This is a genomic window from Halomonas sp. Mc5H-6 (assembly GCF_024124705.1).
GTDB lineage: Bacteria > Pseudomonadota > Gammaproteobacteria > Pseudomonadales > Halomonadaceae > Vreelandella > Vreelandella subterranea.
The window spans coordinates 49,295-75,247 of record NZ_JAMXSI010000002.1 but is presented as its reverse complement, the minus strand read 5'-3'; the positions used below and the strand labels follow the sequence as shown (position 1 = coordinate 75,247).

At 61.5% G+C, this 25,953-nt stretch carries 20 protein-coding genes; 12 read left to right on the top strand and 8 right to left on the bottom strand.

Going from position 1 to position 25,953, the window contains the following annotated elements; all coding sequences use genetic code 11:
• Positions 1 to 2 precede the first annotated feature (2 nt).
• The 5 genes from rluB to purL all read right to left on the bottom strand — a co-directional run bounded on the left by rluB (position 3) and on the right by purL (position 8,517).
• Positions 3 to 866 (bottom strand): 23S rRNA pseudouridine(2605) synthase RluB, encoded by an 864-nt coding sequence (rluB, locus tag NH395_RS03770; RefSeq protein ID WP_085917077.1) that lies wholly within the window; start codon positions 864 to 866, stop codon positions 3 to 5.
• Positions 853 to 1,680 carry an SMC-Scp complex subunit ScpB gene (gene scpB, locus NH395_RS03765; RefSeq protein WP_253022531.1) on the bottom strand — a complete coding sequence of 276 codons (828 nt, stop codon included), beginning with the start codon at positions 1,678 to 1,680 and terminating at the stop codon, positions 853 to 855. The genes rluB and scpB overlap by 14 nt, the downstream gene beginning before the upstream one ends.
• A complete protein-coding gene (locus NH395_RS03760; protein WP_253022530.1) occupies positions 1,677 to 2,639 on the bottom strand; it encodes a ScpA family protein in 963 nt (320 codons plus the stop codon). The genes scpB and NH395_RS03760 overlap by 4 nt, the downstream gene beginning before the upstream one ends.
• A gap of 105 nt (positions 2,640 to 2,744) precedes the next feature.
• Positions 2,745 to 4,502: a DEAD/DEAH box helicase gene (locus NH395_RS03755; protein ID WP_253023069.1), complete on the bottom strand. Its 1,758-nt coding sequence runs from the start codon at positions 4,500 to 4,502 to the stop codon at positions 2,745 to 2,747.
• 79 nt (positions 4,503 to 4,581) lie between these two features.
• The gene (purL, locus tag NH395_RS03750; protein ID WP_253022529.1) at positions 4,582 to 8,517 is read right to left on the bottom strand and encodes a phosphoribosylformylglycinamidine synthase; all 3,936 of its coding nucleotides are present in this window, start codon (positions 8,515 to 8,517) and stop codon (positions 4,582 to 4,584) included.
• A gap of 184 nt (positions 8,518 to 8,701) precedes the next feature.
• Here purL and mltF point away from each other — a divergent pair, with 184 nt between their 5' ends.
• A complete protein-coding gene (gene mltF / locus NH395_RS03745) occupies positions 8,702 to 10,165 on the top strand; it encodes a membrane-bound lytic murein transglycosylase MltF (protein WP_253022528.1) in 1,464 nt (487 codons plus the stop codon).
• Positions 10,166 to 10,177: 12 nt separating this feature from the next.
• Positions 10,178 to 12,136: a diguanylate cyclase gene (locus NH395_RS03740; RefSeq protein WP_253022527.1), complete on the top strand. Its 1,959-nt coding sequence runs from the start codon at positions 10,178 to 10,180 to the stop codon at positions 12,134 to 12,136.
• A 1-nt stretch (position 12,137) separates the two neighbouring features.
• Here the strand turns inward: NH395_RS03740 and tadA are convergent, their stop codons facing one another.
• Positions 12,138 to 12,605, bottom strand: a complete 468-nt coding sequence (gene tadA / locus NH395_RS03735) for a tRNA adenosine(34) deaminase TadA (protein WP_253023067.1) — start codon at positions 12,603 to 12,605, stop codon at positions 12,138 to 12,140.
• Between the two features lie 86 nt (positions 12,606 to 12,691).
• Between tadA and NH395_RS03730 the strand changes: the two genes are divergently transcribed.
• Positions 12,692 to 13,513, top strand: a complete 822-nt coding sequence (locus NH395_RS03730) for an acyl-CoA thioesterase II (protein WP_253022526.1) — start codon at positions 12,692 to 12,694, stop codon at positions 13,511 to 13,513.
• Positions 13,514 to 13,584: 71 nt separating this feature from the next.
• On the opposite strand, the gene NH395_RS03725 is transcribed toward NH395_RS03730, so the two are convergent.
• Positions 13,585 to 14,856: a malic enzyme-like NAD(P)-binding protein gene (locus NH395_RS03725; protein ID WP_253022525.1), complete on the bottom strand. Its 1,272-nt coding sequence runs from the start codon at positions 14,854 to 14,856 to the stop codon at positions 13,585 to 13,587.
• A gap of 344 nt (positions 14,857 to 15,200) precedes the next feature.
• Positions 15,201 to 15,416: a 50S ribosomal protein L31 gene (gene rpmE, locus NH395_RS03720; RefSeq protein ID WP_044630499.1), complete on the bottom strand. Its 216-nt coding sequence runs from the start codon at positions 15,414 to 15,416 to the stop codon at positions 15,201 to 15,203.
• A gap of 144 nt (positions 15,417 to 15,560) precedes the next feature.
• Between rpmE and NH395_RS03715 the strand changes: the two genes are divergently transcribed.
• The 9 genes from NH395_RS03715 to ubiB all read left to right on the top strand — a co-directional run bounded on the left by NH395_RS03715 (position 15,561) and on the right by ubiB (position 25,936).
• Positions 15,561 to 17,783 (top strand): primosomal protein N', encoded by a 2,223-nt coding sequence (locus NH395_RS03715; protein ID WP_253022524.1) that lies wholly within the window; start codon positions 15,561 to 15,563, stop codon positions 17,781 to 17,783.
• A gap of 118 nt (positions 17,784 to 17,901) precedes the next feature.
• On the top strand, positions 17,902 to 19,587 hold the full coding sequence (argS, locus tag NH395_RS03710; protein WP_253022522.1) for an arginine--tRNA ligase: 1,686 nt from the start codon (positions 17,902 to 17,904) through the stop codon (positions 19,585 to 19,587).
• A gap of 3 nt (positions 19,588 to 19,590) precedes the next feature.
• Complete coding sequence (locus tag NH395_RS03705) at positions 19,591 to 20,313, top strand: SPOR domain-containing protein (RefSeq protein ID WP_253022521.1); 723 nt, start codon at positions 19,591 to 19,593, stop codon at positions 20,311 to 20,313.
• Between the two features lie 136 nt (positions 20,314 to 20,449).
• Positions 20,450 to 20,983 (top strand): ATP-dependent protease subunit HslV, encoded by a 534-nt coding sequence (gene hslV / locus NH395_RS03700; RefSeq protein ID WP_066318308.1) that lies wholly within the window; start codon positions 20,450 to 20,452, stop codon positions 20,981 to 20,983.
• A gap of 10 nt (positions 20,984 to 20,993) precedes the next feature.
• Positions 20,994 to 22,316 (top strand): ATP-dependent protease ATPase subunit HslU, encoded by a 1,323-nt coding sequence (gene hslU / locus NH395_RS03695; protein ID WP_092826424.1) that lies wholly within the window; start codon positions 20,994 to 20,996, stop codon positions 22,314 to 22,316.
• 78 nt (positions 22,317 to 22,394) lie between these two features.
• Positions 22,395 to 22,778 (top strand): DUF971 domain-containing protein, encoded by a 384-nt coding sequence (locus NH395_RS03690; RefSeq protein WP_253022519.1) that lies wholly within the window; start codon positions 22,395 to 22,397, stop codon positions 22,776 to 22,778.
• A 122-nt stretch (positions 22,779 to 22,900) separates the two neighbouring features.
• Positions 22,901 to 23,656: a bifunctional demethylmenaquinone methyltransferase/2-methoxy-6-polyprenyl-1,4-benzoquinol methylase UbiE gene (gene ubiE, locus NH395_RS03685; RefSeq protein WP_066318301.1), complete on the top strand. Its 756-nt coding sequence runs from the start codon at positions 22,901 to 22,903 to the stop codon at positions 23,654 to 23,656.
• Between the two features lie 22 nt (positions 23,657 to 23,678).
• A complete protein-coding gene (locus NH395_RS03680) occupies positions 23,679 to 24,317 on the top strand; it encodes an SCP2 sterol-binding domain-containing protein (RefSeq protein WP_253022517.1) in 639 nt (212 codons plus the stop codon).
• Complete coding sequence (gene ubiB, locus NH395_RS03675) at positions 24,314 to 25,936, top strand: ubiquinone biosynthesis regulatory protein kinase UbiB (RefSeq protein WP_253022515.1); 1,623 nt, start codon at positions 24,314 to 24,316, stop codon at positions 25,934 to 25,936. Before NH395_RS03680 ends, ubiB begins: the two co-directional genes overlap by 4 nt.
• Positions 25,937 to 25,953: the final 17 nt, after the last annotated feature.

The following is a 25,953-nucleotide window of genomic DNA, read 5'->3' as shown; positions in this document are numbered from 1 at the left end:
CCTCAGCGGCGCTTGGGCTTGCGCATTGCCTGCACCGGGCGACGCTTGTTTTTATCCCGGCTCCAACGGTTCTTTTCATCCGGGGTCAGTTCGGGGACCTTGCGGGTTTCAAGCTGAGCCAGTGCCGCCAGGTCATCCACTTCATCCTGGGACAGCTCGACCCACTCCCCCGCCTTGGCGCGCTTATCGAGGAAGATATTGCCGTAACGAACCCGTTTCAAACGACTTACCGTCAGTTCCTGGGACTCCCAGAGTCGACGAACCTCGCGGTTTCGGCCTTCCAGAATGACCACATGGAACCAGGTGTTGATCCCCTCACCGCCGAATTCCTGAACATCGGTGAACCGGGCGGGACCATCTTCCAGCATCACGCCGTCTACCATGGCCATGATATGCTCACGCTTCACTTCACCCATCACGCGCACCGCATATTCACGCTCGACCTGCGTCGAGGGGTGCATCAAGCGGTTGGCCAGCTCGCCGTCAGTGGTGAAGAGCAAAAGCCCACTGGTGTTGATATCCAGGCGACCGATGGCAATCCAGCGCTCGCCTTTCAAGCGCGGCAGGCGATCGAACACGGTGCGACGGCCTTCGGGATCCTTGCGGGTACACAACTCGCCTTCCGGCTTGTTGTACATGATCACCCGGCGCGGTGTTTCGTCTTCCGCTCTCAGCGTCACCAGCCGGTCGTCAAGGCTGACCTTGTCGCGCGCTTCAACTCGGTCGCCCAGCTTGGCGACCTGATTGTTGACCTTGACGCGGCCGTCGGCAATCACAGTTTCCATTTCACGCCGCGAACCAAGACCGGCGCGGGCGAGAACTTTTTGCAGCTTTTCGCTGGTAGGGGGGGTATTACTCTGACTCATGGTCGTCTGACCTCTCATCATGGGTCTGCGTGCGCGCATCCTGGTCATCGGATCGCTGCGCACGTGCCGCCAGGCGTGCCTCTAGGTCGGCAAAGCTCAGCGGCTGGGTTAACGCCGTCTCGGCGTGCGTCTCGGCACTATCGGCCGTTTCGGGTGGCGCATCCTGCACGGTTTCGGACGCGTCGTCCAGTGCTTCCTGCGTGTCAGAAGACGGCGGCTCCGGCAACAGCGTTTGCCCGTCGTTCGTGTCAGGCACCTCAGCCGTGTCTTGGCCATCACCTTCCCCGCTGACCAGCTCGTGCATCGGCGGCAGCGCATCCAGGGTTTTCAAGCCGAAATCATCCAGAAAGCTGCGCGAGGTCGCGTAGACCGCCGGTCTTCCCGGCACATCGCGATGGCCAACCACGCGTATCCAGCCGCGCTCCATCAGCGTACGCATGATCGAGCTGCTCACGCTGACCCCGCGGACGTCTTCGATGTCACTGCGGGTCACCGGCTGCCGGTAGGCAATCAATGCCAGGGTTTCGAGCAGCGCCCGGGAGTAACGCTGGGGGCGCTCATCCCATAGCCGCGATACCCACTGGGACAGCCGCGGGCGAATACGCAACTGATACCCCGATGCGGTTTCGATAAGCTCCAGGGCGCCGTGTTCATGGCGCTCGCCCAACCGGGCCAGCACCTCGCGAAGCTCGTTCCGAGACGGGCACTCGCCATCCAGAAACAGCGTTTCCATGCGCTCCAGCGAGAGAGGTTCCCCCGCCGCCAGTAACGCGGCTTCGAGTATCTCCTCCAGCGGCGAATCAATCTCACTCATGGTGCTTCCCTGTCGGCAGGTGCTTCAAACGCGCTTTCTTCATCAGAATGTTCGCCAGCGTCATCAATTGCAAAGGCGTCTTCGGCGTCATGGCCGTCGCTAATGGCTGCGGGGCGCGCACGCACATGGATTGGCGAGAGCGGGGCATTTTGCACGATATCAATCATGGCTTCCTTGGCGAGCTCCAGAATCGCCATGAACGTCACCACAACGCCTGCCCGCCCCTCTTCCAGGGTAAACAGCGCGGCAAAGGGCACGTAGTGCGGCTCGCCGCCCTCCCCACCGAGCTGCTCCATGATGGCGAGCATCCGTTCACGGGTGGAGAGTACCTCACGGCTAATATGGTGCGCCTGGGCAAGCTCGGCGCGCTTGAGAATATCGGCCAGTGCGCCCAGCAGTTCATCCAGCTCGACCGGCGGATGAATGACCCGCGCCTCCAGCGGCGGCAAACCTGCCTGCACGCTGAACCAGTCGCGGCCAACGCGCGGCAGCGTATCCAGTGACTCGGCGGCTTCCTTGAGGCGTTCGTACTCTTGCAGGCGACGGATCAATTCTGCCCGCGGATCCTCTTCCTCCTCGCCTTCCGCTTTGGGCGGCCGGGGCAGCAAGGTACGCGACTTGATCTCGGCCAGCATCGCCGCCATCAGAAGGTACTCGCCGGCCAGCTCGATTTCCATGGCCTTCATCAGTTCCACGTATTCAATGTACTGATGCGTAATGGTGGCCACGTTGATGGTCAGAATATCCAGGTTCTGGCGGCGAATCAGATAAAGCAATAGGTCAAGCGGCCCTTCAAAGGCTTCCAAAAAGACGCGCAGCGCCTCCGGAGGGATATATAAATCCTCCGGCAATTGAGTGATCGGCTCGTTGAATAGCCGCCCCAGCGCTTCGGCCACCGGCGCTGTGTCCGAGGTGTCCGTGCTTGAGGGGGCCTGTTTAGCGCTTGGCGTCTCGCTCACGCGGGTCGGTTCCTCAGTTAGATAGGCGATTTTTGAGGCTGTATGTATCTGCTAATGGATCAATATTCCAATATCGGCATTACTTAATAAAGTGACCCCGCCACCTTAACCTGCATCGCTGGCTTTGCGGTAGCGGCCCTGATAATCAAACAGCTTATCGCGAAGCTGCCAGTGGCGCCCTACCTTGCGCCCGACCACGAAGTCGGGATGGCGCAGGCGGTGCTGTTCGCTGACAACCGCCTGAGGTGTGGCAGGTTGCCAGGGCATCCCCGGCGCGCGCAAATGTTCGCGCAAAAACGCGACGTAGAAAGCACGCCGTTGCGCCGACGTCTCCAGGGCAAACCATTCCGCCAGGCTCGCGCCGTCTTCATCATAATAGGTAACCTTTAGCCGCGGCAGCCCGCGCCCGTTGGTGGTAGCTTCCAGTAACATGCCACTGACCCTTAGCACCCTGGCGTCTTTCAGCTTCAGGGCATCCTTGAGCTTGCTATCCGCGTCGACCAGCAGCGTTTGGCAGCCGTGACAACGGCGGGCGGCGATATCGTTCTCGGCGCCGCATTCATCGCAGACCTTGAAGCGAAAGCGAAACGCGCATTGGCGACGCGTGCCGTTTTCATCTTCGACAAGCCCCTGGCAGCGGCGGCCAAAATGCTCGATCACCAGCTCACCGTCGCGCTTGCCCCAGTACAGGTTGGCATGGCCACACTCAGGGCACGCCACCTGCACCGGCTCGCTATCGCTATCCGGCCTGGGTTCACCCACTTCCGGCGCGTAGAGGTCCCAGGGGTTGCCTGCATAGTCGAGCACCAGGCAGTCCTGCTTGCCAGGCGCCAGGCGCAGCCCCCGACCCACCATCTGCTGATACAGGCTGACCGACTCGGTCGGCCGCAGTATCGCAATCAAATCCACGTGGGGAGCATCAAAGCCAGTGGTCAGCACGGCCACGTTGACCAGGTATTTAAGCCTTTGGGCTTTGAAGGCGTCGATAATCGCCGTGCGGTCCTGGGATACGGTGGCACCGGTAATCAGCGCCGCCTGCCCCGTCGGCAGATAGCCCATGACCTCTTCCGCATGGGCGACGGTTGCGGCAAAGATCATCACACCCTGGCGCCCCTCCGCCAACTCGACGACCTGGCGGATAATACCCGGCGTGGCCCGATTACCCGCCACCACCTGATTCAACGCCGCCTCCGAGTAAGCCCCCGTCGCCGCCGGTATCAAGCGGGAAAAATCATACCCTTCGACCGCCATATCGCGGCGCTTGGGCTCGGCCAGATAGCCTTGCTTGACCATCAACCTGAGCGGCTGCTCGAACACGCAGTCACGAAAGAAGCAATCATCATTGCCTTTCACCATGCCGTGATAATGGCGGTGATAGATGAACCCCTGCCCCAGGCGATAAGGCGTTGCCGTAAGGCCGAGTATTTTAAGCTGTGGGTTTTGCTGCTGCAGGTGGTCGATTACCTGACGATAGCTGGCGTCTTCATCGAGGGAAATGCGGTGGCACTCATCAACCACCAGCAGGGTGAAGCGACCGTCGGCAAACCGGTCCAGATTGCGCACCACCGACTGCACCGAACCAAAGACCACCTGTCGCTCGGCCTCTTTACGCTTCAACCCGGCGCTGAATATATCGGCCTCCAGGCCGTAGGCCTGATACTTGGCGTGGTTCTGCTCGACCAGTTCACGCACGTGTGCCAGCACCAGCACTCGCCCTCGGGCCAGGCGGGCAAGCTCGGCAATCACCAATGATTTACCGCTACCCGTGGGCAATACCACCACCGCCGGGGCGTGGGAAGCACGGAAATGCTCAACCACGCGGCCAACCGCCTGGCTTTGATAGGGGCGCAGCTTGGGTGTCATCGCATCAGCAGCGAAAGGCGGCCCTGAAGCCGCCTTTTGAAGGTATGTCATCCATCACCTGGCACTCGGACGTCAGGACTTAGCCTAACCACGCTCGAGCATTACGGAACAGGCGCAGCCAGGCGCCATCCTCTGTCCATTCACTGGGGCGCCAGGAGTTGGTCACCGCCCGCGCCACGCGCTCAGGGTGCGGCATCATGATGGTGACGCGCCCGTCGGGGGTGGTCAGCCCGGTAATTCCTGACGGTGACCCATTCGGGTTCGCCGGGTAGCGGGTCGTTGCCTGACCATAATTATCGATGTAGCGCAGGGCGACCTGGCTGCTCGACTGCATACGGCGCAGATGAGCACTGTCGCGGAACGCCGCCTGACCTTCACCATGGGCCACGGCAATGGGCAGCTGCGAGCCTTCCATACCGGCCAGCAGAATGGAGGGACTTTTTTCCACCCGGACCATGGAGAGGCGCGCCTCGAACTGCTCGGACTCGTTGCGCACAAAGGTGGGCCAGTCTTCCGCGCCGGGGATCAATGTCTGAAGCTGCGATAGCATCTGACAGCCGTTGCACACCCCCAGCGAGAAACTGTCGTCACGCTTGAAGAACGCCGCAAACTGCTCACGGGCACGCTCGTTGAACAGCACCGACTTCGCCCAGCCGCCGCCGGCGCCCAAGACATCACCGTAGGAGAAACCGCCGCAGGCGACGAGGCCTTTGAAATCGTCAAGCGACACCCGCCCTTCCAGGATATCGCTCATATGGACGTCGACAGCGTCAAAACCGGCCTTGTCGAACGCCCAGGCCATTTCCACCTGGCCATTGACGCCTTGCTCGCGTAGCACGGCCATGGCGGGTTTCGCGGTGTTGATAAATGGCGCGCTGATGTCGTCGTTGACATCAAAGCTCGGCGAAGCGCTGAGACCGGGGTCACGAACGTCGAGCAGGTTATCGAATTCATTCTTGGCGCACTCAGGATTATCACGCAGCGCCTGCATTCGATAGCTGGTTTCAGACCAGGTGCGCTGTGTGAGCTGGCGTGTGGTTTCGAGCAGCGGCTCTTCGAACAGCGTCACGCGCACCTGGTCGTCGTAGCGCGGGCGGGCAATCACGCCACAGGTTTCAATACCGGCCACGGCGAACTGGGTCAGCACCTCTTCGGTGTCCTGGCGATTGACCTGGATCACCGCCCCCAGCTCTTCGGAAAACAGCGCGCCAAACGCTTCTACCGGCTCGTCGACCAGCCAGTCGAGCTTGATTTCAAGCCCGGAATGGGCGGCAAAGGCCATCTCCAGCAGCGTCACCAGCAAACCGCCGTCGCTGCGGTCATGGTAGGCCAGCAGCTTGCCATCGCGGTTGAGGCCTTGAATAACCTCGAAGAACGCCTTGATGTCTTCGGCGTCATCCACATCCGGGCACTCATTGCCGACCTGACCGTATACCTGCGCCAGCGCCGAGCCGCCTATCCGATTCTGACCGTTGCCCAGATCGATCAGTATCAGATCGGATTCGTCCTGCTCCAGATTGATCTGCGGCGTCAGGGTCGCCAGGGCGTCGGTCACGGGTGCGAAGCCGGTGACCACCAGCGACAGCGGCGAGGTAATGGACTTCTCTTCCATCTCCCCCTGGGGATTTTCGGCCTGCCAGGCGGTGCGCATCGACATGGAGTCCTTGCCCACCGGAATGGCAATGCCCAGCGCCGGGCAGAGTTCCATGCCGACCGCGTGCACGGCGTCGTAAAGCGCCTGGTTCTCGCCAGGGTAGTCGGCGGCGCTCATCCAGTTGGCCGAAAGCTTGACGTCGCCCAGCTTGGCAATGGGTGCCGCGGCCAGATTGGTGATCGCCTCGGCCACCGCCAGACGGGCGCTGGCCGCTGGATCAATCAGGGCCACCGGCGGGCGTTCGCCCATGGCCATCGCCTCGCCCGCATGGGTATCGAAACTGGCGGTGGTCACGGCGACATCCGCGACCGGCACCTGCCAGGGGCCGACCATTTGGTCCCGGGCCACCTGCCCAGTGATAGAGCGGTCACCAATGGTAATCAGGAAGCTTTTCGAGGCCACAGTGGGCAGGCGCAGGACGCGGTCCAGCGCTTCGCGCAGATCCAGATTGTCGAGCATCACGCCCGATAGCGTCGGCGACTGGCGGTTAAACTCACGCAGCATCTTAGGCGGCTTGCCGAACAGCACGCTCATCGGCAGGTCAACCGGCCGGGTCTCGAAATGGCCGTCGCGCACTTCAAGATGGTGCTGCTCGAGCGCTTCGCCCACCACCGCGAAAGGGCAGCGCTCGCGGGCGCACAGCGCCTCGAACGTCGCCAGGTCGTCGGCCGCCACCGCCAGCACATAGCGTTCCTGGGCTTCATTGCACCAGATTTCCAGCGGGCTCATGCCCGGCTCGGCATTGGGCACCGCACGCAGGTCAAACAGCCCGCCTCGCCCGCCATCCTTGACCAGCTCTGGCAGCGCATTGGAAAGCCCGCCAGCACCGACATCGTGAACAAAACGGATAGGGTTATGGTCGCCCAGCGCCCAGCAGCGATCGAGCACCTCTTGGGCACGGCGCTCGATTTCCGGGTTTTCCCGCTGCACGGAGGCAAAGTCCAAGTCGGCGCTCGACACCCCGGAGGCCATGCTGGAGGCAGCCCCGCCACCCAGGCCGATCAGCATCGCCGGGCCGCCCATGACGATGAGCTTACCGCCGACAGGGATGTCACCTTTCTGGACGTGCTGGGCGCGAATATTGCCGTAGCCGCCAGCGATCATGATCGGCTTGTGGAAACCACGCCGCTCGATGCCGTCTTCGCTGAGCACGTCCTGCTCGTAGGTACGGAAATAGCCCGTCAGGTTGGGTCGGCCAAATTCGTTGTTGAAGGCCGCACCGCCGATCGGGCCATCCAGCATGATCGATAGCGCTGACTGCATGCGCTCGGGTTTGCCATAGTCGAAGGCTTCCCAGGGCTGGACGAACTCGGGGATACGCAGGTTGGAAACGGTAAAGCCGGACAACCCCGCCTTGGGCTTGCCGCCGATCCCGGTCGCCCCTTCGTCGCGAATTTCACCGCCCGAGCCAGTCGCCGCCCCGGGGAACGGCGCAATCGCCGTCGGATGGTTATGGGTTTCCACCTTCATCAGGATGTGGATAGGTTCCTGATGGGTGCCGTACAGGGCACGCTCGTCGTCGGCAGCGGTCAACGGTGTCGCAAAAAAGCGCCCGGCCTGGCTGCCCTTGATCACCGCCGCGTTGTCGCTGTAGGCCGACAGCACGTTGTCCGGCGAGGTGGCAAAGGTGTTCTTGATCATCTTGAACAGCGAGTGGCTTTGCGGCTCGCCGTCAATCAGCCAGTCGGCATTGAAGATTTTATGGCGGCAGTGCTCGGAGTTCGCCTGGGCGAACATCATCAGCTCGACATCGCTTGGGTTGCGCTCCAGTTCATTGAAGGCTTCGACAAGATAGTCGATCTCGTCATCGGCAAGCGCCAGCCCCAGCTCACGGTTGGCGGTGGCCAGGGCTTCACGGCCGCCGGTCATGATGTCCACGCTGCCCAGCGGCGCCGGGTCGTGGTGGGCAAACAGCTTGGCGGCATCCGAGGCATCGGTGAGCACGGTTTCGGTCATACGGTCATGCAGGAGGGCGGTCAGCGCCTTGAGCCCCGCTTCATCCGGCATGGCGGTCATGCTTATCCGGTAATCGACGCCACGCTCTATGCGGCTGACCTGGTGCAAACCACAGTTATGCGCGATATCGGTGGCCTTGGAGGACCAGGGGGACTGAGTGCCAATGCGCGGCACCACCAAAAAACGCTGTGCGCCCTTGGGTGGTTCAACCGCTGCTTCATGGCCGTAATCCAACAGCTGCACCAGCCGCTGATGAGCGTCTGCCTCCACCGGCGCGTGATGGTCGATAAAGTGAACGTAGTCGGCGGATAGCGCCTCGACCTCGGGAACACGTTCACGCAGCACCGCTAATAGCCGAGCATGACGGAAGGCAGAAAGGGCGGGCGCGCCTCGCAGTTCGAGCATATCCAGAAGCCTCTAGAGCAGGGAGAATTCGAGCAGGGAAATCACCGGGCCGCCGTGCGGCCTTCTTTTATGACACTAATCAACGTCTATGATACTGGAAAGCGTCGGCCACACGAAATCAACAAGGTGACAGTCTGCCGATGGCTGGGTATCGTGGCAGCTTATCCCGCGCCGACAAGACACTATGCTGACGCTGATTTGCCGACATTTTCTCGCTCGCTCAAGCTATTACTATGCACTAACGGCCATTGCGCTGCTGGTGATGATGCCAACCTTTTCATTTGTGCCAGCAGGCGAGCACCTGGAGCAGATACGCCAGCGCGACTTCATCACCCTGCATACGCGCAATACGCCGACCACCTATTATGAAGGCCGACACGGGCCAACTGGCTTCGAGTATGAGCTCATGCGGCGGTTTGCCGATCGCCTGGGGGTCAGCCTTAACATCGATGCCAGCCACCACCCCGAGAGCGTGCTACCCGCGGTGCGTGAGAAAGGCGACCTGGGGGCAGCGGCGCTCCCCCTGCTCACCGATACGCCTGGCATTCACTACACCCGGCCGATCATCAACATGCAGCCACTGGTGGTCTACCGTCGCGGACTCAACGGCATCACTGAACCCAGCGACCTCGTCGGCCTGTCACTGGGCACACTGAGCGGCGCAGGCACAAGTAAGGCATTACGCGAGCTGCAGGAAGACTACCCCGAATTAACCTGGCGCGAGTCCCACGAGCTGGAGGTCGCCGAGCTACTGGCCCAAATCGAAGATGGGCGTTTCGACGCGGCCGTGATTTTTGAACATCAGTTCCGCATTAACCGTCTGTTTTTTAAAAATGTCGAGCACGGCTTCCCGCTGGGCGATCCAGTATCGATGGCCTGGGCGGTTCCCAGTGGCCGGGGGCTTGGGTTGCTTAAGGCAGCAAACCGCTTTCTTGAAGACCTTCAACAGACAGGGGCTCTCGACCAACTTGTGGCACGCTATTTCGGCCATGACGATTACCTCGAGTATGTCGGTACACGCACCTTCCTCACCCATCTGGATGCCCGCCTTCCCCGCTTCACCGAGGACTTCAAGCAGGCCGCCGAGAATACCGGTTTCGACTGGAAACTGCTTGCCGCCATCGGCTACCAGGAGTCCCACTGGGACCCCGAGGCTGTCTCGCCCACCGGCGTACGCGGCCTGATGATGCTGACCCGCCCTACCGCCAAGGAAATGGACATTGAGAACCGCCGCGACCCAGCGCAAAGCATCGACGGCGGCTCACGCTACCTGCGCAGCATCATGGACCGCCTGCCCGACGACATCACCGGAGACGACCGCCTGTTTATGGCAATGGCGGCCTATAACGTTGGCCTGGGACATCTTTACGATGCCCGTAAAATCGCCGAAATGCGCGACGGTGACCCGGACAGCTGGGCGGATGTGCGCGAGGCGCTGCCCTTGTTGCAACAGCGCGAATGGCACAGCAAGACGCGCCACGGTTACGCCCGTGGCGGAGAACCCGTCATTTATGTACGCAACATTCGGCGCTACTACGAAATGATCGAGTACGTTGAACGCAGTCGCCAGCAGTTCTTCCAGCTAGAGCAAACGCCTGTCAACGCAGACCCCCTGTTAATGTTCGAGTTGATACCGCCGCTTGATTAAGTCGAGACCGTAATGCCTCCAACGTTTCGCAGCCGCTTTGCGCTGACGCTTGCTATCGCCGTCTTGATGGGGGCGACAACGCTGCTGTGGGTGACGCCGGGAATGACCGCGCTGGCATTGTGGTTGCTGGCACTTGCCCAGTTGGCCGTCATGCGCGGTGCCTGGCCGGTCATGTGTCTGCTCGCCGCAGGCACGCTGGGATTACTCACCCCTGGCATACTGAGCTACCTGCTACCAGAAGCGTGGGTTGCCACTTCCACATGGCAATTGCTGGCCGAGCAGGTTTTGCCGGGTGCGACCATCGAAACCCTCAGGGCCCCGTTACTCACCACGGTGGCGCTCCAACTCAACGCACTGGCGCTCATGCTGCATTTGCGGGCACGACTGGGGGCTCCCCTGCTGATGGGGGCCGCCGCCTTGCTGACCAGTTTACAAGCCATGGAATCGGCGCTGCACCCCGAGCTTACCCCCCTGCTGCATTACGCCACGGCATGGCCAGCGCTTCTCATCCATATGGCGCTGCTGACGGCTCACGTTATTTATGTGTATCCCTATTGGTGCAGCAAACGCTATTTGTCCACCGCCTTATGGCTGGCCCTTGGCTTGGTCGGGCTATCACTTCTGCTTTGGCAACGGCTACACCTTGAGGCCGAGCGCACGCTTTACAAGCAGGCTGAAACACGCGTTCAATCCGTGACGACCCAGCTCAACCGAGAGATCACCGACCACCTTGACGCCATGCGCCGCTTTGCCCGCACCTGGGAACTCCAGTCAGAACCGCCAAGCTACCGCCAGTGGGCGCATCAAGCCAGGGGCTACCAGCGTGATTTCAACTATTTAATCAACATCGCTTTTATTACGCCTGACAGTGGTATCCGCCAGGTATACCCCGCCACACCTGCTAATTTAAGCCTCTTGGGGCTTCGCCTTTTTGATGTTCAACCAGCGGGGCGCTCCGCGCTCGAACCCGCGCTGCGCGGCGTTCGAGAAGGCAGCACGGAAATAATCGAACTACTGCAGGGCGAACGCGGCATGATTTACTACCTGCCGGTCATGAACGCGCAACAGGCTCATATAGGCGCAACCGCGATGGCAATCAGCTTTCCATTGCTGGCGAAAAGCCTGTTTGAACAGTTACCCGACACAGAAGGCCTGATGCAATGGCACGCCGATGGCCAAGTGCTCGCTCAGCATGGCGATGCCTCCCGCCCTGGCCCCTGGACCTACCATCATCGCGTCAAGCTAGGCGATAGAACACTGACGCTTTCCGACCAGCCCCGCCGTGACCACCTCCTTAGCCAACTACCAAGGCTACCTACCATCAGCCTGGTGCTGGGCCTGACCTTTGCCTATCTCGTGTACCTGGTCATCTATAGCTTCAAGCGCCTGGGTTACCAACATCGCGCCATGCTGCAAAGCAATACCTCGTTGCAGCAGGAAATACGCACTCGCAGTCAGTTACAGCGCGAGATTGAATGGCTGGCCAGCCACGACGAGCTAACCGGCATCCCCAACCGGCGCCACTTTCTCGACCACGTCAGCGCACACCGGTCAAAGCGGCCACTCAGCCTGGCGCTATTTGATATCGATCATTTCAAGCGCGTCAACGACCAGTTGGGCCACTTGGTAGGCGACGACTACCTGGCACGCATGGCGTTAATGGGAGAGGCCCTGATGGAACAGCATGGCGGTATTTTTGCGCGTTATGGCGGCGAGGAGTTTGTCGCCTTGCTGCCCGGCCTGGACATGGAGGCCGCCCGAAAGCTGGCCGATACGCTGCGGCTGCAGGTCATCGATGCCGGCTTGCCCCATGCCGATGGCGAGCCGATCACCCTGAGCGCCGGGGTCGTGAGCGTAACCGACCCTCAACCGTTCGACATGACGCGCATGATGCAAACCGCCGACAAGGCCCTTTATCGTGCCAAGCGGGAAGGCCGCAACCAGGTCGCCACCGGCAGCATTGGCGACTAGGCTAGCGGCCTGCTTCGTCCCGCCTGGCGGCAAAAAAAGCTTTTAAGCACCTGCTTGACTGCCCCGCCAGCACCCCGCCCTCGACGTCAATGGCATGATTGAACCACGGCTGCGCCAGCAGATTGGCTTTAGACTCGACCATACCGGTGCGCGGCTCGGCAGCCGCGTAGACCAGGCGGCGCAGGCGGGCATGGATCATCGCCCCGACACACATCATGCAAGGCTCCAGCGTCACGAATAACGTACAGCCGGACAAACGGTAGTTACCTAGCTGCTGAGCCGCCGCCCGAAGGGCGCGAATCTCTGCATGACCGCTTGGGTCGCAGCTGGATACCGGGGCATTGCCAGCTTCACCGATAATCCTGCCGCCATCGTCAACCACTACGGCTCCCACCGGCACTTCGCCCATGTCAGCCGCCAGATGCGCCTGGTCCAGCGCCCGGTGCATGTAAAATTCATCGCTGCGAATCACAGCAAACTCCGTTAAGGTAACAAAACGATCGTATGAACGGCGCCCTTGAGCGCCGCTGAATGAGAGACTACAGGATACCCAGAATGGCAGACGCGCTGAATACGCTGGTCAATTTGCTTGAGCTAGAAGTCCTTGAAGACACCCTTTTTCGTGGCCAGAGCCAGGACCTGGGCTTCCCCCAACTCTACGGCGGGCAAGTACTGGGGCAGGCGCTCGCCGCCGCCAGCCGCACCGTGCCCATCGAGCGCCGCCCGCATTCCCAGCACGGCTATTTTCTCCGCCCCGGGGACCCCCACCGGCCGGTGGTCTATCAGGTGGACACCATTCGCGACGGCGGCAGCTTTACCACTCGACGCGTGACAGCGATTCAGAAGGGTCGCCCGATTTTTTTCTGCAGCGCCTCGTTTCAGAGTCACGAAACAAGCTTCAGTCATCAGCGCGCGATGCCTGAGGTGCCGACACCCGAGGCGTTGATAGAGAGCGGTGATGTCACACATTCTCGCTTCCCTGGCCACCCGATCGAGTTTTTGCACCTCAAGGGGAACCCGGATCAGTCAGAGCCTGCCGGTCAGTGCCTGTGGTTTCGTCTGGCTGGCAGTCTACCCGATGACGCGGCCCTCCACCGGCACCTGCTCTCCTACGCGTCCGACTTTAATTTGCTGACTACCAGTCTGACACCCCACGGCATCCGCTATACCGACCCGCAGCTGCGCATTGCAAGCCTGGACCATGCCCTCTGGCTGCATGACGATACCCGCCTGGACGATTGGTTGCTGTACGTTATCGATTCGCCGTGGGCGGGTGGCGCCCGTGGCCTTGCCCGGGGGCATATCTACCAGCGGGACGGCCGCCTGGTCGCCTCTACTGCCCAGGAAGGCCTGACACGCTATTCAACCGCCGACTGAACGCCCAACGCCCGCGGATAGCGGGCGTTGGCAGTAACAATAGCGGATGGTGGCAATGGGCTATCGGGGGCCTATTCGCCGTAAACGTCATTAATCGACTGCAGCGGATAGTGCGCCGGATACGGCTTGCGTGCCACGCCTGAATCCACCGCCGCCTGGGCCACCGCCGAGGAAACCCGCGCCAGCAGCCTTACATCGACGGGCGTGGGAATGATGTACTCGCGGCCAAACTGCATGTCGGCACGCTCGTAGGCATCCAGCACCTCCTGGGGAACCGGCTCGCGGGCCAGGTCCTTGAGTGCGTGCACCGCCGCCAGCTTCATGGCTTCGTTGATGCGCGTCGCGCGCACGTCAAGCGCGCCGCGAAAGATGAACGGGAAGCCCAGAACGTTATTCACCTGGTTGGGGAAGTCGGAGCGACCGGTCGCCATGATCACATCCGGGCGCGCCTCCCGGGCGACATCGGGATGAATTTCGGGGTCCGGGTTAGTGCAGGCGAAAATCACCGGATCCGGCGCCATTGTCTTCACCTGCTCAGCCGACAACAAGCCAGGGCCTGACAAACCGATAAACACATCGGCACCGTCGATGGCGTCATCCAGGGTGCGCATGTCCGTGTCCCGGGCAAACTCGGCCTTGTATTCATTGATGCCTTCGCGATCGCTGTGGATAACCCCGCGACGGTCGAGCATGATCAGGTTTTCCTTGCTCGCCCCACAGGATACCAGTAGCCGCATGCAGGCAATGGCTGCCGCGCCTGCACCCATGCAGACAATCTTGACGTTGCCGATCGTTTTACCGGCAATGTCCAGCGCGTTCAGCATGCCCGCGGCGGTGACAATCGCCGTGCCGTGCTGGTCGTCGTGAAACACGGGGATACTGCAGCGCTCGATCAGCGCCTTTTCGATCTCAAAACATTCAGGCGCCTTGATGTCTTCGAGATTGATCCCGCCCCAGGTATCGGCAATGCGCGCCACGGTGTCGATAAATGCCTGAGGGCTTTCCGCATCCACTTCTATATCCACCGAGTTGATACCGGCGAAACACTTGAACAGCACGCCCTTGCCTTCCATTACCGGCTTGCTGGCCAACGGCCCCAGGTTGCCCAGCCCGAGAATCGCGCTGCCGTCGGAAATGACCGCGACCAGGTTTCCTTTACCAGTGTAGCGATAGGCATTTTCGGCTTCGCGGGCAATCTCCCTGACCGGCTCGGCCACCCCAGGACTATACGCCAGCGCTAAATCCCGTGCCGTCGCGGTGGGTTTGGTCAACTCCACCGACAGCTTGCCGGGAATCGGCTTCGCGTGATAATCCAAAGCGGCCTGCTTGTTTGCATCGGTCATGGTCAAGGGTCCAGTTACATAGAAAGGAGATAAGTGGTGCCAGAATATAGAAAAACCCCGGCCCGCTCAAGCAAGCGGTAAACCCGGCATAAAAACGGTCGTTTAATCGACTTTTACCTTCATTTCGTAACATTTAAAACATTTTTAATGAAATTTATGCGTAAACGCTTCAACGGTAAGGGTTGTTTCCATTAATGCAATGCAGCATTTATGGAAATTTTTTCCATTTTAACCCGGCATTGGGCTGCTCGTTATTGCCAACGCTCTCGTCACCCATAAAAAAACCCACGCCTTGGCGTGGGTTTTCGCAAGCCCTGGGGCTTTCGATATGGCGGATCGTAAGATCAGCCGCGCTTGATTGCAGCGCCAAAACGCTTGTTGAAGCGCTCTACACGGCCACCGGTGGTCGCCTGTTTCTGCTTACCGGTGTAGAAAGGGTGGCAGTTGGAGCACACGTCCAGAGAGAAATCCTGACCCGACGTGGACCCCACCTGGAAGCTAGCACCGCAGGAACAGTTGGCGGTGACCGTGTTGTAATTCGGATGGATACCTTGTTTCATCTTGAGCCTCATCAGCGGTATGCCGCCACCTGATCTCGTGCCAGGCACCGCATACGGGTTTAAAAAACGACTAACCGGTTAATCGCTCCTTCGTTTAAAGTCAGAGCGGCCGCGTATTCTAGCAAAACTAATGCCGGAGGCCAATTGTCCGACGCTGTTTCCGCCCAGGTGCTCAAAATCGCCCTGCCGTCGCCGTTGCGACGCCTGTTCGACTACTTGCCCAGCCGCCAGCCACCGCCCGGTGGCTGGCAGGTCGGTCTGCGCGTCCGCGTTCCGTTCGGCCATCGCGATGTGGTCGGTGTGATCGCTGAACTGGCGGACCACAGCGACCTGCCGCACGACCAGTTGCGCAGCGTCAGCGAAACATTGGACGACGCCCCGCTGCCCGCCGATTGGCTATGGCTTTGCCAGTTCACAGCGCGTTACTACCAGCATAGCCTGGGCGACACCCTGGCCATGGCCATGCCGGCACGGCTACGCCAGGGCCATCCGATGGCCGGACGCACGCAAACACTCTGGCGGGCGTCGGGTACGCCGCACGATGACCGCTTGAGCCGCGCCCCGAAGCAGGCGGCGTTACACGCGCTGCTGCAACAGCATCCCCACGGGTTACCGGGGCGCGCGGTCAATGCGCATGGGTTTAGCCGCGACCAGTTACTCGCGCTGGAAAAAAAGGGCCTGGCCGAGGCACAGGACATTACTCTCACTGCCCCCAGGCCTCCCTGCGGCAGCCTGCTGGCAAGCCCTGCGTTGCCACTTAACCGGGAGCAGGCGACGGCGCTGGCCGCCCTGCATGAAAAACTCGATGATTACCACCCTTGCTTGCTGGAGGGCGTTACCGGCAGCGGCAAGACCGAAGTTTATCTGCAACTGATCGAGGCGGTGGCGGCCAAGGGCAAGCAGTCGCTGGTGCTGGTACCCGAAATCGGCCTGACGCCGCAGACGCTGGCGCGCTTCAAAAGCCGCTTTCGCGTACCCGTCGTGGCCTTGCACTCAGGGCTTACCGACCCCGAGCGCCTGGACGTCTGGGAAGCCGCCGCCAGTGGGCGGGCGCTGATCATCATCGGCACCCGCTCGGCGATTTTCACCCCCCTCGCCAACCCTGGTGCGATCATCGTCGACGAAGAGCACGACGGCTCCTATAAGCAGCAGGACGGTTTGCGCTATCACGCCCGGGACCTGGCCGTCGCCCGTGCCCACCGCCATAAAATCCCCTTGTTGCTGGGCAGCGCCACACCGTCCCTGGAAAGTCTGCAGCAGGCGTTGACGGGGACTTACCGGCATTTGCGTCTAACCCAGCGGCCCAGCCGTCACCCGCCCGCCAAACTCGAGCTGGTGGACATGCGCCACCAGCGGCGCCAGGGAGGGCTATTGCCGGCCTCCCTCACCGCCATCAAAAACACCCTGGCCGCTGGCAAACAGGTGCTTATCTTCATCAACCGACGAGGCTTTGCGCCGACAATGGCCTGCCACAGCTGCGGCTGGCTTGCCGAATGCGGCCAGTGTGACGCCCGTATGACCCTGCACCGCCAGCCGCCGCTGCTTGCCTGCCACCACTGCGACAGCCGCCGCGCCCTTCCGGACGCTTGCCCGGAATGCGGCAGTGGTGATTTACGCGCTCTGGGCAGCGGCACGGAACGTACCGAAGAGACTCTGCAAAGCCTGTTCCCCAAGACCAAGGTGCAGCGCATCGACCGCGACAGCACGCGTAAAAAGGACAGTTTCGAGCAGATGCTGAAGGAGATCCAGCGCGGCGAACCCTGCCTGCTGGTAGGCACCCAAATGCTCGCCAAGGGCCACCATCTCCCCCATGTGACGCTGGTGGTGGTGGTCAATGCCGACGGCGGGCTCTACGCGGCGGATTTCCGGGCTCTGGAACACAGCGCCCAACTGCTCGAGCAGGTCGCCGGTCGCGCTGGTCGGGCGGCCCACCCAGGGCGCGTGCTGGTGCAGACCCTGCATCCCGACGACCCACACCTGGGCCAGCTTGCCGAACACGGCTATGGCACACTGGCGCGCAACCTGCTGGAAGAGCGCCGCCTCGCGCAGCTGCCGCCATTCTGCTTCATGGCGCTGCTACGCATTGAAAGCCCCAAGGAAGAGGCCGCGCAGGGCCTGGCCCGGCAGGCCGCCCAGGCCCTGCGCCAATGGCTGTCCAGCAGCGACGCACAAGCCCGCTGCCTGGGGCCGGTCCCCGCCCCCATGGAGCGCCGCCAGAACCGTTACCACCTGCAGGTCATGCTGACCGCAGACAAGCGCAGCCAACTGCACGCCGCCGCCAGTTGGTTGACCCAATGGCTGGAAGCCAACCGCGACGCACGCCGGGTCCGCTGGTCGATCGACATTGATCCGCAAAGCCTATCCTAGGCACCAGCCGACACATCGCTTTGAAACTGCGGCTCAATTGCCGATAATGGGCCACCTTGCCGCTGAATAGCGATGCGTGCATGCCCACGCCGCCACTGATTAACACCCGGATACTTAAATGAAAGACACGATTAGTTCACTGCTCGACGGCGCGGTTTCCGCGCTCAAACACCAAGGCGTGCTGCCCGCTGATCTAGCGCCCACCATCAAGGTGGACCCCACCAAGGACAAGGCCCACGGTGATTACGCCACTAACCTGGCGCTGATGCTGGCCAAACCGGCCGGCATGAAGCCCCGCGAACTGGCCGACGCCCTGGTCGCGGCCCTGCCGCCAAGCGACGCCATCCAGAAAACCGAAATTGCTGGTCCCGGGTTCATCAACTTCTTTGCTGCCTCGGACGCCGCCGCGCAAATTGTCGCCCAGGTACTCGACAGCGGCGATGCCTTTGGCCGCAGCCTGATTGGCAGGGGGGAGAAAGTACAGGTCGAGTTTGTCTCCGCCAACCCCACCGGACCATTGCACGTCGGCCATGGCCGTGGCGCTGCGATCGGCGACTGCCTGTGTCGCCTGCTCGATGCCAGCGGCTATGACGTGACCCGCGAGTTCTACTACAACGATGCGGGCGCGCAAATCGACAACCTGGCGCGCTCGGTACAGGCGCGCGCCAAAGGGCTTGGCCCCGAGGATGACAGCTGGCCGGAAGACGGCTATCGCGGCGAATACATCATGGATGTCGCCAGGGATTTCATGACGGGCAAAACGGTGAGCGCCGATGATCGCGAGGTCACCGCCAATGCCAACGCCGATGACCTTGATGCGATTCAAGCCTTTGCCGTGGCCTGGCTGCGCCGGGAGCAGGACCTCGACCTGAAAGCCTTCGGCGTCGAGTTTGACGTCTACTTTCTGGAATCTTCGCTGTATGACGACGGCAAGGTGGACGCCACGGTCGAGAAACTCATTGCCGCAGGCCATACCTATGAAGAAGACGGCGCCATGTGGCTGCGCACCACCGACTTCGGCGATGACAAGGACCGCGTAATGCGCAAGCGGGAAGGCGGCTATACCTACTTCCTTCCCGACGTGGCCTACCACCTCGACAAGTGGCAGCGCGGCTTCACGACGGTGATCAACGAGCAAGGGGCCGACCACCACTCGACCATCACCCGGGTACGTGCCGGGCTGCAGGCGCTGAATGTCGGCATCCCCAAAGGTTGGCCGGACTATGTGTTGCACCAGATGGTGATGGTGACCCGCTCCGGCGTCGAGGTAAAACTCTCCAAGCGCGCGGGCAGCTACGTCACCGTCCGCGACCTGATCGACGAAGTGGGCCGGGACGCGACGCGTTTCTTCCTGGCCGCCCGCCGGGCCGACTCGCAACTGACCTTTGATATCGATCTGGCGCGCTCCCAGTCCAACGACAACCCGGTCTACTATATTCAGTATGCCCACGCCCGGGTGTGCAGCATGCTGCGCAAGGCCGAAGCGGCAGGACAGCCTTTCGATCACGACCTTGCCATGGCCAACCTGGCCCTGCTGGACAGCGACCAGGAGCGCGCCGTACTCAACCGCCTGGCCCGCTACCCGGAAGTCATCGAAAACGCCACCCACAATCGCGAACCCCAGCAGGTCGCCCAATACCTGCTTGACCTCGCGGGTGATTTCCATACCTGCTACAACGCCGTCAAGGTCATGGTCGAGGACGACACCCTGCGCAATACGCGCCTGGCGCTGGGCCTTGCCACCCGCCAGGTGCTGCGCAATGGGCTGGATTTAATGGGGGTCAGCGCCCCCGAGGAGATGTAGGCCATGGCAAGCCCGCGTAAAAAGCCCACCCGCCGCGGCGCCACGAGCCAGCGCAAATCGCCCCGCCGCTCAAGTGGTGGGTTCCGCTTGCCCGGCTGGCTGTGGGGGCTGGCGGGCATGGCGGCCGGTTTCTTCCTGGCTCAACACCAGCATGGCACCGCCCCCTGGCAGGACACGCCGGATGACGCCGTTCAGACGGCGCCAGAATCAAGCGCCGAGGAGCGGGAAGCACGTGAGGCCGCAAGGGAAACCGAAGACTCGACAGAGCCCTCCATGCCGACCTTCGAGTTCTACACCCTGCTGCCTGAAACGGAGGTGATTGCCCCCGGTGTGGCCCCGCCTTCCAGCGTTGAGACACCGCCTGCCGCTGAAGCCGAAGGCGACACCGGCGATAGCGATAGCGTCGACGATCCCATCGCCCAGGTGATCGCGGCCAATATGCGCCCGGAAGAACAGGTCACCACCGCGCAGCAAACGGCCAGTGAAGACGGTGCCCGCTATGTGCTGCAAGCAGCGTCGTTTCGCGAGTTAAGCGATGCCGAACAACTGCGACAACGGCTGCGTAATCTGAGCCTGCTGGCACAGATCAGCGAGATCCAGGCCGATGGCAACACCTGGCATCGCGTGCAGGTCGGTCCCTACGAAGATACCCGCGAACTCAATCGCGCCCAGGATTTAATGGCCACCCAAGGCATCGAGCCACTGCTGATTCAACTGCAGAATTGACAAACTCACTCCCCAATGACGTGCGGGCGGTTGATTTTTTATCGACCGCCCGCACTTTGTTGAGAACTGCTTAACGAGGGTCGAACATCGACCCGATCGTCATCGGGAGCAAGCCTCCCCCCAAGGAGTTACCTCCATGACCACCATCGTATCCGTGCGTCGCGGAAACCAAGTCGCCCTGGCGGGTGACGGCCAGGTATCGCTGGGCAATACCGTGATGAAAGGCAATGCCAGCAAGGTACGCCGCCTCTACCGTGGCAAGGTACTGGCGGGCTTTGCGGGCGGCACCGCCGATGCTTTCACCCTGTTTGAACGCTTTGAAGCCCAGCTTGAAAAATACCAGGGGCACCTCACCAAGGCCGCCGTCGAGCTTGCCAAGGACTGGCGCACCGACCGCGCCCTGCGCCGCCTTGAAGCCCTGTTGGCCGTGGCCGACCACAGTGCTTCGCTGATCATTACCGGCAACGGTGACGTCGTCGAGCCCGAGCGCGGCATCATCGCCATTGGCTCCGGCGGCAACTATGCGCAAGCCAGTGCTCGGGCGCTACTCGAAAATACCGAACTGGGCGCCAGGGAGATCACCGAAAAATCTCTCGCTATCGCCGGTGACATCTGCGTGTTCACCAATCACCACATCACGCTTGAAGAGCTGAACACCAACGAACGTTGAGGCCCCTTTTATGACCCAGATGACACCCCGCGAAATCGTCCACGCCCTGGATCAATATATTATTGGCCAACAGGATGCCAAACGCGCCGTCGCCATTGCCCTGCGCAACCGCTGGCGCCGCATGCAGCTTGACGATGAGCTGCGCCCGGAGGTCACGCCCAAGAACATCCTGATGATCGGCCCCACCGGCGTGGGTAAAACCGAGATTGCCCGCCGCCTGGCCAAACTGGCGCGTGCACCGTTCATCAAGGTCGAGGCCACCAAGTTCACCGAGGTGGGCTACGTGGGTCGCGACGTTGAATCCATCATTCGCGACCTGATCGAAGCGGCCATCAAGATGGTCCGCGAACACGCCAAGGAAGAAGTCGCCCACCGGGCCGAGGATGCCGCCGAAGACCGCATTCTCGATGCGCTACTGCCGCCGCCCCGCGGCCAGGAAGACAAGCCGCGCGAGGATAACGGCACCCGCCAGACGTTCCGCAAGAAGCTGCGTGAAGGCGAACTGGACGACAAGGAAATCGATATCGAGATTTCCGCCCAGGGTCAGGGTATCGACATCATGACGCCCCCCGGCATGGAAGAGATGACCAGCCAGCTGCAGAGCCTGTTTTCCAACATGGGCCAGCAGAAGCGCGAAACACGCCGTGTCAAGGTCAAGGAAGCCTTCGGCCTGTTGCGCGACGAAGAGGCCAGCAAGCTGGTCAACGAGGAAGAGATCAAGGCCCGCGCCGTGGAAGCGGTCGAGCAGCACGGTATCGTTTTCCTGGATGAAATCGACAAGGTCGCCAAGGGCAGCGGCCAGTCGAGCGGCGGCGAAGTCTCTCGCGAGGGTGTGCAGCGCGACTTGCTGCCGCTTATCGAAGGGTCGACCGTCTCGACCAAGTACGGCATGGTCAAGACCGACCACATCCTGTTTATCGCCTCCGGTGCCTTCCATCTGTCGCGGCCGTCGGATCTGATCCCGGAGCTGCAGGGCCGCCTGCCCATCCGCGTCGAACTGGATGCGCTGACCCCCGGCGACTTCAAGCGCATCCTGACCGAACCGTCGGCGTCGCTGACCAGGCAATACACGGCCCTGCTGGCCACCGAAGGGCTGGACATCGAGTTCACCCAGGACGGTATCGAGCGCATCGCCGAAATTTCCTGGCAGGTCAACGAAGGTACCGAGAACATCGGCGCGCGTCGCCTGCATACCGTCATGGAGCGCCTGCTGGAAGAGGCCTCGTTCAAGGGCGGCGACATGGAAAGCCCGCTGGTGATCGATGCCGATTACGTGAATGCCCAGCTAGGTGAGCTAGCCGTCGACGAAGACCTGTCGCGCTATATTCTGTAACCTGTTGGCTCGGCAGGGATGCCGAGCCTTGGCGCGCCATCCCTGGCCGCCGACACCCAGCCGCTTTTGAGGTGTATCATGACTGCTCCCACGCCCACCCGCGTTCACTATCACAAGTCGACCCGCGAGCTTGAGCTCGGCTACGCCAATGGCGAAAGCTATCGCCTGCCGGTAGAACTGCTGCGGGTTTACTCGCCTTCTGCCGAGGTACGCGGCCATGGCGGCGATACCGCCGTGCTGCAGGTCGGCAAAAAGGATGTAGGGCTGCAAAACATCACCCCGGCAGGCAACTACGCGCTCAAACTGCACTTTGACGACGGCCACGACAGCGGCCTGTTCAGCTGGAACTACCTCTATGATCTGGCCCAGCATCAAACGACCTACTGGGAAAACTACCTGCAACGGCTGGAGGAGGCCGGGGCCTCCCGCGAGCCTGCCAGTATCCAGTTCAAACAGCTGTGACGTAACGCCCCAGAGCAAACGCAGACAAGCCGGGGCGGACAAGGCTACAATGTCGTCAACCTTATCAATGCGGCGACCGCTGGGTCGACGCTCATCGCCTCGAACGCTGGAGCCAGAGCCCCATGAGCCCCACGGATAAACGCACGACCGATTTTGGTTATCAGGAAGTGCCTCTCGACGAAAAAGCCTCTCGGGTAGCCGACGTTTTCCACTCGGTCGCCGCACGCTACGACGTCATGAACGACCTGATGTCGATGGGCATTCATCGTGTCTGGAAACGCCTCACCATCGAGCGCGCCGGCGTTCGGCCGGGCCACCAGGTGCTCGATATTGCAGGCGGCACCGGTGATCTGACACTTAAATTTTCCCGCCTGGTCGGCCCGCGGGGCAAAGTCGTGCTCGCCGATATCAACGCCTCCATGCTCAATGTGGGTCGCGACAAGCTGATGGACAACGGCGTGGGCAGCAACGTCGAGTATGTGCAGGCCAATGCCGAATGCCTGCCGTTTCCCGACAACAGCTTTGACTGCATCACCATCGCGTTTGGCTTGCGTAATGTCACCGACAAGGACGCCGCGCTGCGTTCCATGGCACGGGTCCTCAAACCCGGCGGCCGCCTGCTGGTGCTGGAGTTCTCCAAACCCAACAACCCGCTGCTGACCAAGGCCTACGACGAATATTCTTTCCGCCTGTTGCCGAAAATGGGCGAATGGGTGGCAGGCGACGGCGAAAGCTACCGCTATCTGGCGGAATCGATTCGTATGCACCCCGACCAGGAAACGCTGAAAAGCATGATGGAAGACGCCGGCCTGGAGCGGGTGGAGTACACCAATTTAACCGGCGGCATCGTGGCACTGCACCGCGGCATAAAGCTATGACACCAACCACCGAGAGGTCAGCATGCTGCTAACCCCGACCCTGCTGCTGGCCGGATGTGAACGCACGCTGAACGCCCTGCTTGCCCGTGACCCGGCGTCACCCGCGAGGCTTGCCAGACTTTCGGGGAGTCGCCTGCTGGTGCGTTTCGAGCAGCCCCAGCTCGCCCTGGTGCTTCATTATCACGACGCCGGGATCGACCTGCTGCGCGCCGACGATCTGGATGAACGCCACGCTGATGCCGTCGTGGAACTGACCCCCGAAACCCTGTCAGCCTGGCTTGGCGGCACGTCGGTCGAGCAGCTGATGTTTGAAGGCAAGCTGGCGATACGCGGCCAGGTGCATTTACTGGAAGCGACGCGCACGCTGCTCCTCGACCTGGATCTCGACTGGGAAAACGAACTGGCACGCTGGCTTGGGGATACGCCTGCCCACTCGCTGGCCGAGGGCGTGCGGCGTGCGGCTGACTGGGGTCTGCGTACCAGGGACGAGCTGGTGCAGGACGTCGCCGAGTACGTGTTTGAAGAAGCCCGCCTGCTGCCCGGCCGACAGCAGCGTGATGTATTACGCGACCAGTTGACTGCCCTCGAGGTGGCGACTGACCGCCTGGAGGCCCGCTTTAAGCGCCTCGACCGACGGCTGCGAGCAGGAGCGCGCCAATGAGTTTGCGGCTGTTTCGCATCAGCTGGGTAATCGCCCGCTACCGTCTGGATACGCTCCTGCCGCTTGATCGCCTGCCCTGGTGGCTGCGCTTCCTGCTGTGGTTCTCGCCGCTACGCCTACTGCCCATCGGCCAGCGTTCCCGTGGCGAGCGCCTTCGCCTTGCGCTGGAAACGCTGGGGCCGATTTTTATCAAATTCGGCCAGATGCTTTCCACCCGGCGCGACCTGTTGCCCGAAGACATCGCCGACGAACTCAAGCGCTTGCAGGACCAGGTGCCGCCCTTTCCGGGTGAGCACGCCGTGACCCGGGTGGAAAAAGAACTCGACATGTCGCTCAGCGATGCCTTTGCGTTCTTCGACCCGGCGCCTCTGGCCTCGGCTTCCATTGCGCAGGTTCATGTCGCCCAGCTGCATAGCGGCGAAGACGTGGTGGTCAAGATCATTCGTCCCGGCATCGACCGCATCATGCGTCAGGACATGGCGCTGATGTACCAGGTGGCCAAGTTGCTCGCCAAGGTACCCGAAGCGCGCCGCCTGCGCCCGGTGGAAGTCATCAGAGACTACGAGTCCACGCTGTTCGACGAGCTTGACCTGTACAAGGAAGCCGCCAACACCTCGCAGCTCAAGCGCAACTTCAAAGACTCCCCGCTGCTGTTCGTGCCGACCATCTACTGGCCGTTCACCCGCCGCCACGTCATGGTTCAGGAACGTATTCGCGGTGTGCCCGTTGCCGACCTGGACACCCTCAAGGCCAACGGCACCAACCTTAAGAAACTCGCCGAACGCGGCGTGGAAATCTTCTTTACCCAGGTATTTCGCGACAATTTCTTCCATGCCGACATGCACCCCGGCAATATCTTCGTCAACTGCGATAACCCGGAAGATCCGCAATATATCGCCATTGACTGCGGCATTGTCGGCAGCCTTACCCGGGAGGACCAGGATTACCTGGCCCGCAACCTGCTGGCGTTTTTCCATCAGGACTATTACGAAGTCGCCGCGCTGCACATCGAGTCCGGCTGGGTGGGCGAAAACACCCGCGCCAATGAGTTTGCAGCGGCGATTCGCACGGTGTGCGAACCGATCCTGGAAAAACCGTTGAAAGATATATCCTTCGGCCAGGTCTTGCTGGGGCTGTTCCAGACCGCGCGGCGCTTTAATATGGAAGTACAGCCCCAACTGGTACTGCTGCAGAAAACCCTGCTCAATATCGAGGGCCTGGGTCGGCAGCTTTACCCTGATCTGGACCTGTGGAGCACGGCCAAGCCCTATCTCGAGCAGTGGATGAAAGAACGGGCAGGTGTCGGCGGCCTATGGCGCTCGCTGAAACGTCAGGCACCTGAACTGTCGCACCAGTTACCCGAGCTACCGGTACTGGCGCATCAGGCGCTCAGCCGCATGGAGCACGAGCACCGCCAGCGTCACCAGCAGACCTCTGCCATCAGCGACATGCGACAGCAAATGGCTCGCCAGGGCAAACGCCAGCATCGCCTGCGTATTGGCCTGGTGCTGTTGGGCCTGGCGCTGGCCTGGCAGCCCCTGAGCCAATGGGCAGGCAGTCAGCAATGGCCGGTGCTGGTGGCCGCCGCCATCGGTCTACTGCTGCTGGTATGGCAATAGTTCAAGAACCCGAGGAT

What these genes read in the sequence shown, in the direction of transcription:
- rluB (WP_085917077.1), bottom strand. Translation starts at nt 866, where the DNA reads ATGAGTCAGAGTAATACCCCCCCTACCAGCGAAAAGCTGCAAAAAGTT.
- NH395_RS03730 (WP_253022526.1), top strand. Translation starts at nt 12,692, where the DNA reads ATGGCAGACGCGCTGAATACGCTGGTCAATTTGCTTGAGCTAGAAGTC.
- ubiB (WP_253022515.1), top strand. Translation starts at nt 24,314, where the DNA reads ATGAGTTTGCGGCTGTTTCGCATCAGCTGGGTAATCGCCCGCTACCGT.
- hslU (WP_092826424.1), top strand. Translation starts at nt 20,994, where the DNA reads ATGACCCAGATGACACCCCGCGAAATCGTCCACGCCCTGGATCAATAT.
- NH395_RS03725 (WP_253022525.1), bottom strand. Translation starts at nt 14,856, where the DNA reads ATGACCGATGCAAACAAGCAGGCCGCTTTGGATTATCACGCGAAGCCG.
- argS (WP_253022522.1), top strand. Translation starts at nt 17,902, where the DNA reads ATGAAAGACACGATTAGTTCACTGCTCGACGGCGCGGTTTCCGCGCTC.
- NH395_RS03740 (WP_253022527.1), top strand. Translation starts at nt 10,178, where the DNA reads ATGCCTCCAACGTTTCGCAGCCGCTTTGCGCTGACGCTTGCTATCGCC.
- purL (WP_253022529.1), bottom strand. Translation starts at nt 8,517, where the DNA reads ATGCTCGAACTGCGAGGCGCGCCCGCCCTTTCTGCCTTCCGTCATGCT.
- mltF (WP_253022528.1), top strand. Translation starts at nt 8,702, where the DNA reads ATGCTGACGCTGATTTGCCGACATTTTCTCGCTCGCTCAAGCTATTAC.
- scpB (WP_253022531.1), bottom strand. Translation starts at nt 1,680, where the DNA reads ATGAGTGAGATTGATTCGCCGCTGGAGGAGATACTCGAAGCCGCGTTA.
- rpmE (WP_044630499.1), bottom strand. Translation starts at nt 15,416, where the DNA reads ATGAAACAAGGTATCCATCCGAATTACAACACGGTCACCGCCAACTGT.
- hslV (WP_066318308.1), top strand. Translation starts at nt 20,450, where the DNA reads ATGACCACCATCGTATCCGTGCGTCGCGGAAACCAAGTCGCCCTGGCG.
- NH395_RS03755 (WP_253023069.1), bottom strand. Translation starts at nt 4,502, where the DNA reads ATGACACCCAAGCTGCGCCCCTATCAAAGCCAGGCGGTTGGCCGCGTG.
- NH395_RS03680 (WP_253022517.1), top strand. Translation starts at nt 23,679, where the DNA reads ATGCTGCTAACCCCGACCCTGCTGCTGGCCGGATGTGAACGCACGCTG.
- NH395_RS03705 (WP_253022521.1), top strand. Translation starts at nt 19,591, where the DNA reads ATGGCAAGCCCGCGTAAAAAGCCCACCCGCCGCGGCGCCACGAGCCAG.
- NH395_RS03690 (WP_253022519.1), top strand. Translation starts at nt 22,395, where the DNA reads ATGACTGCTCCCACGCCCACCCGCGTTCACTATCACAAGTCGACCCGC.
- ubiE (WP_066318301.1), top strand. Translation starts at nt 22,901, where the DNA reads ATGAGCCCCACGGATAAACGCACGACCGATTTTGGTTATCAGGAAGTG.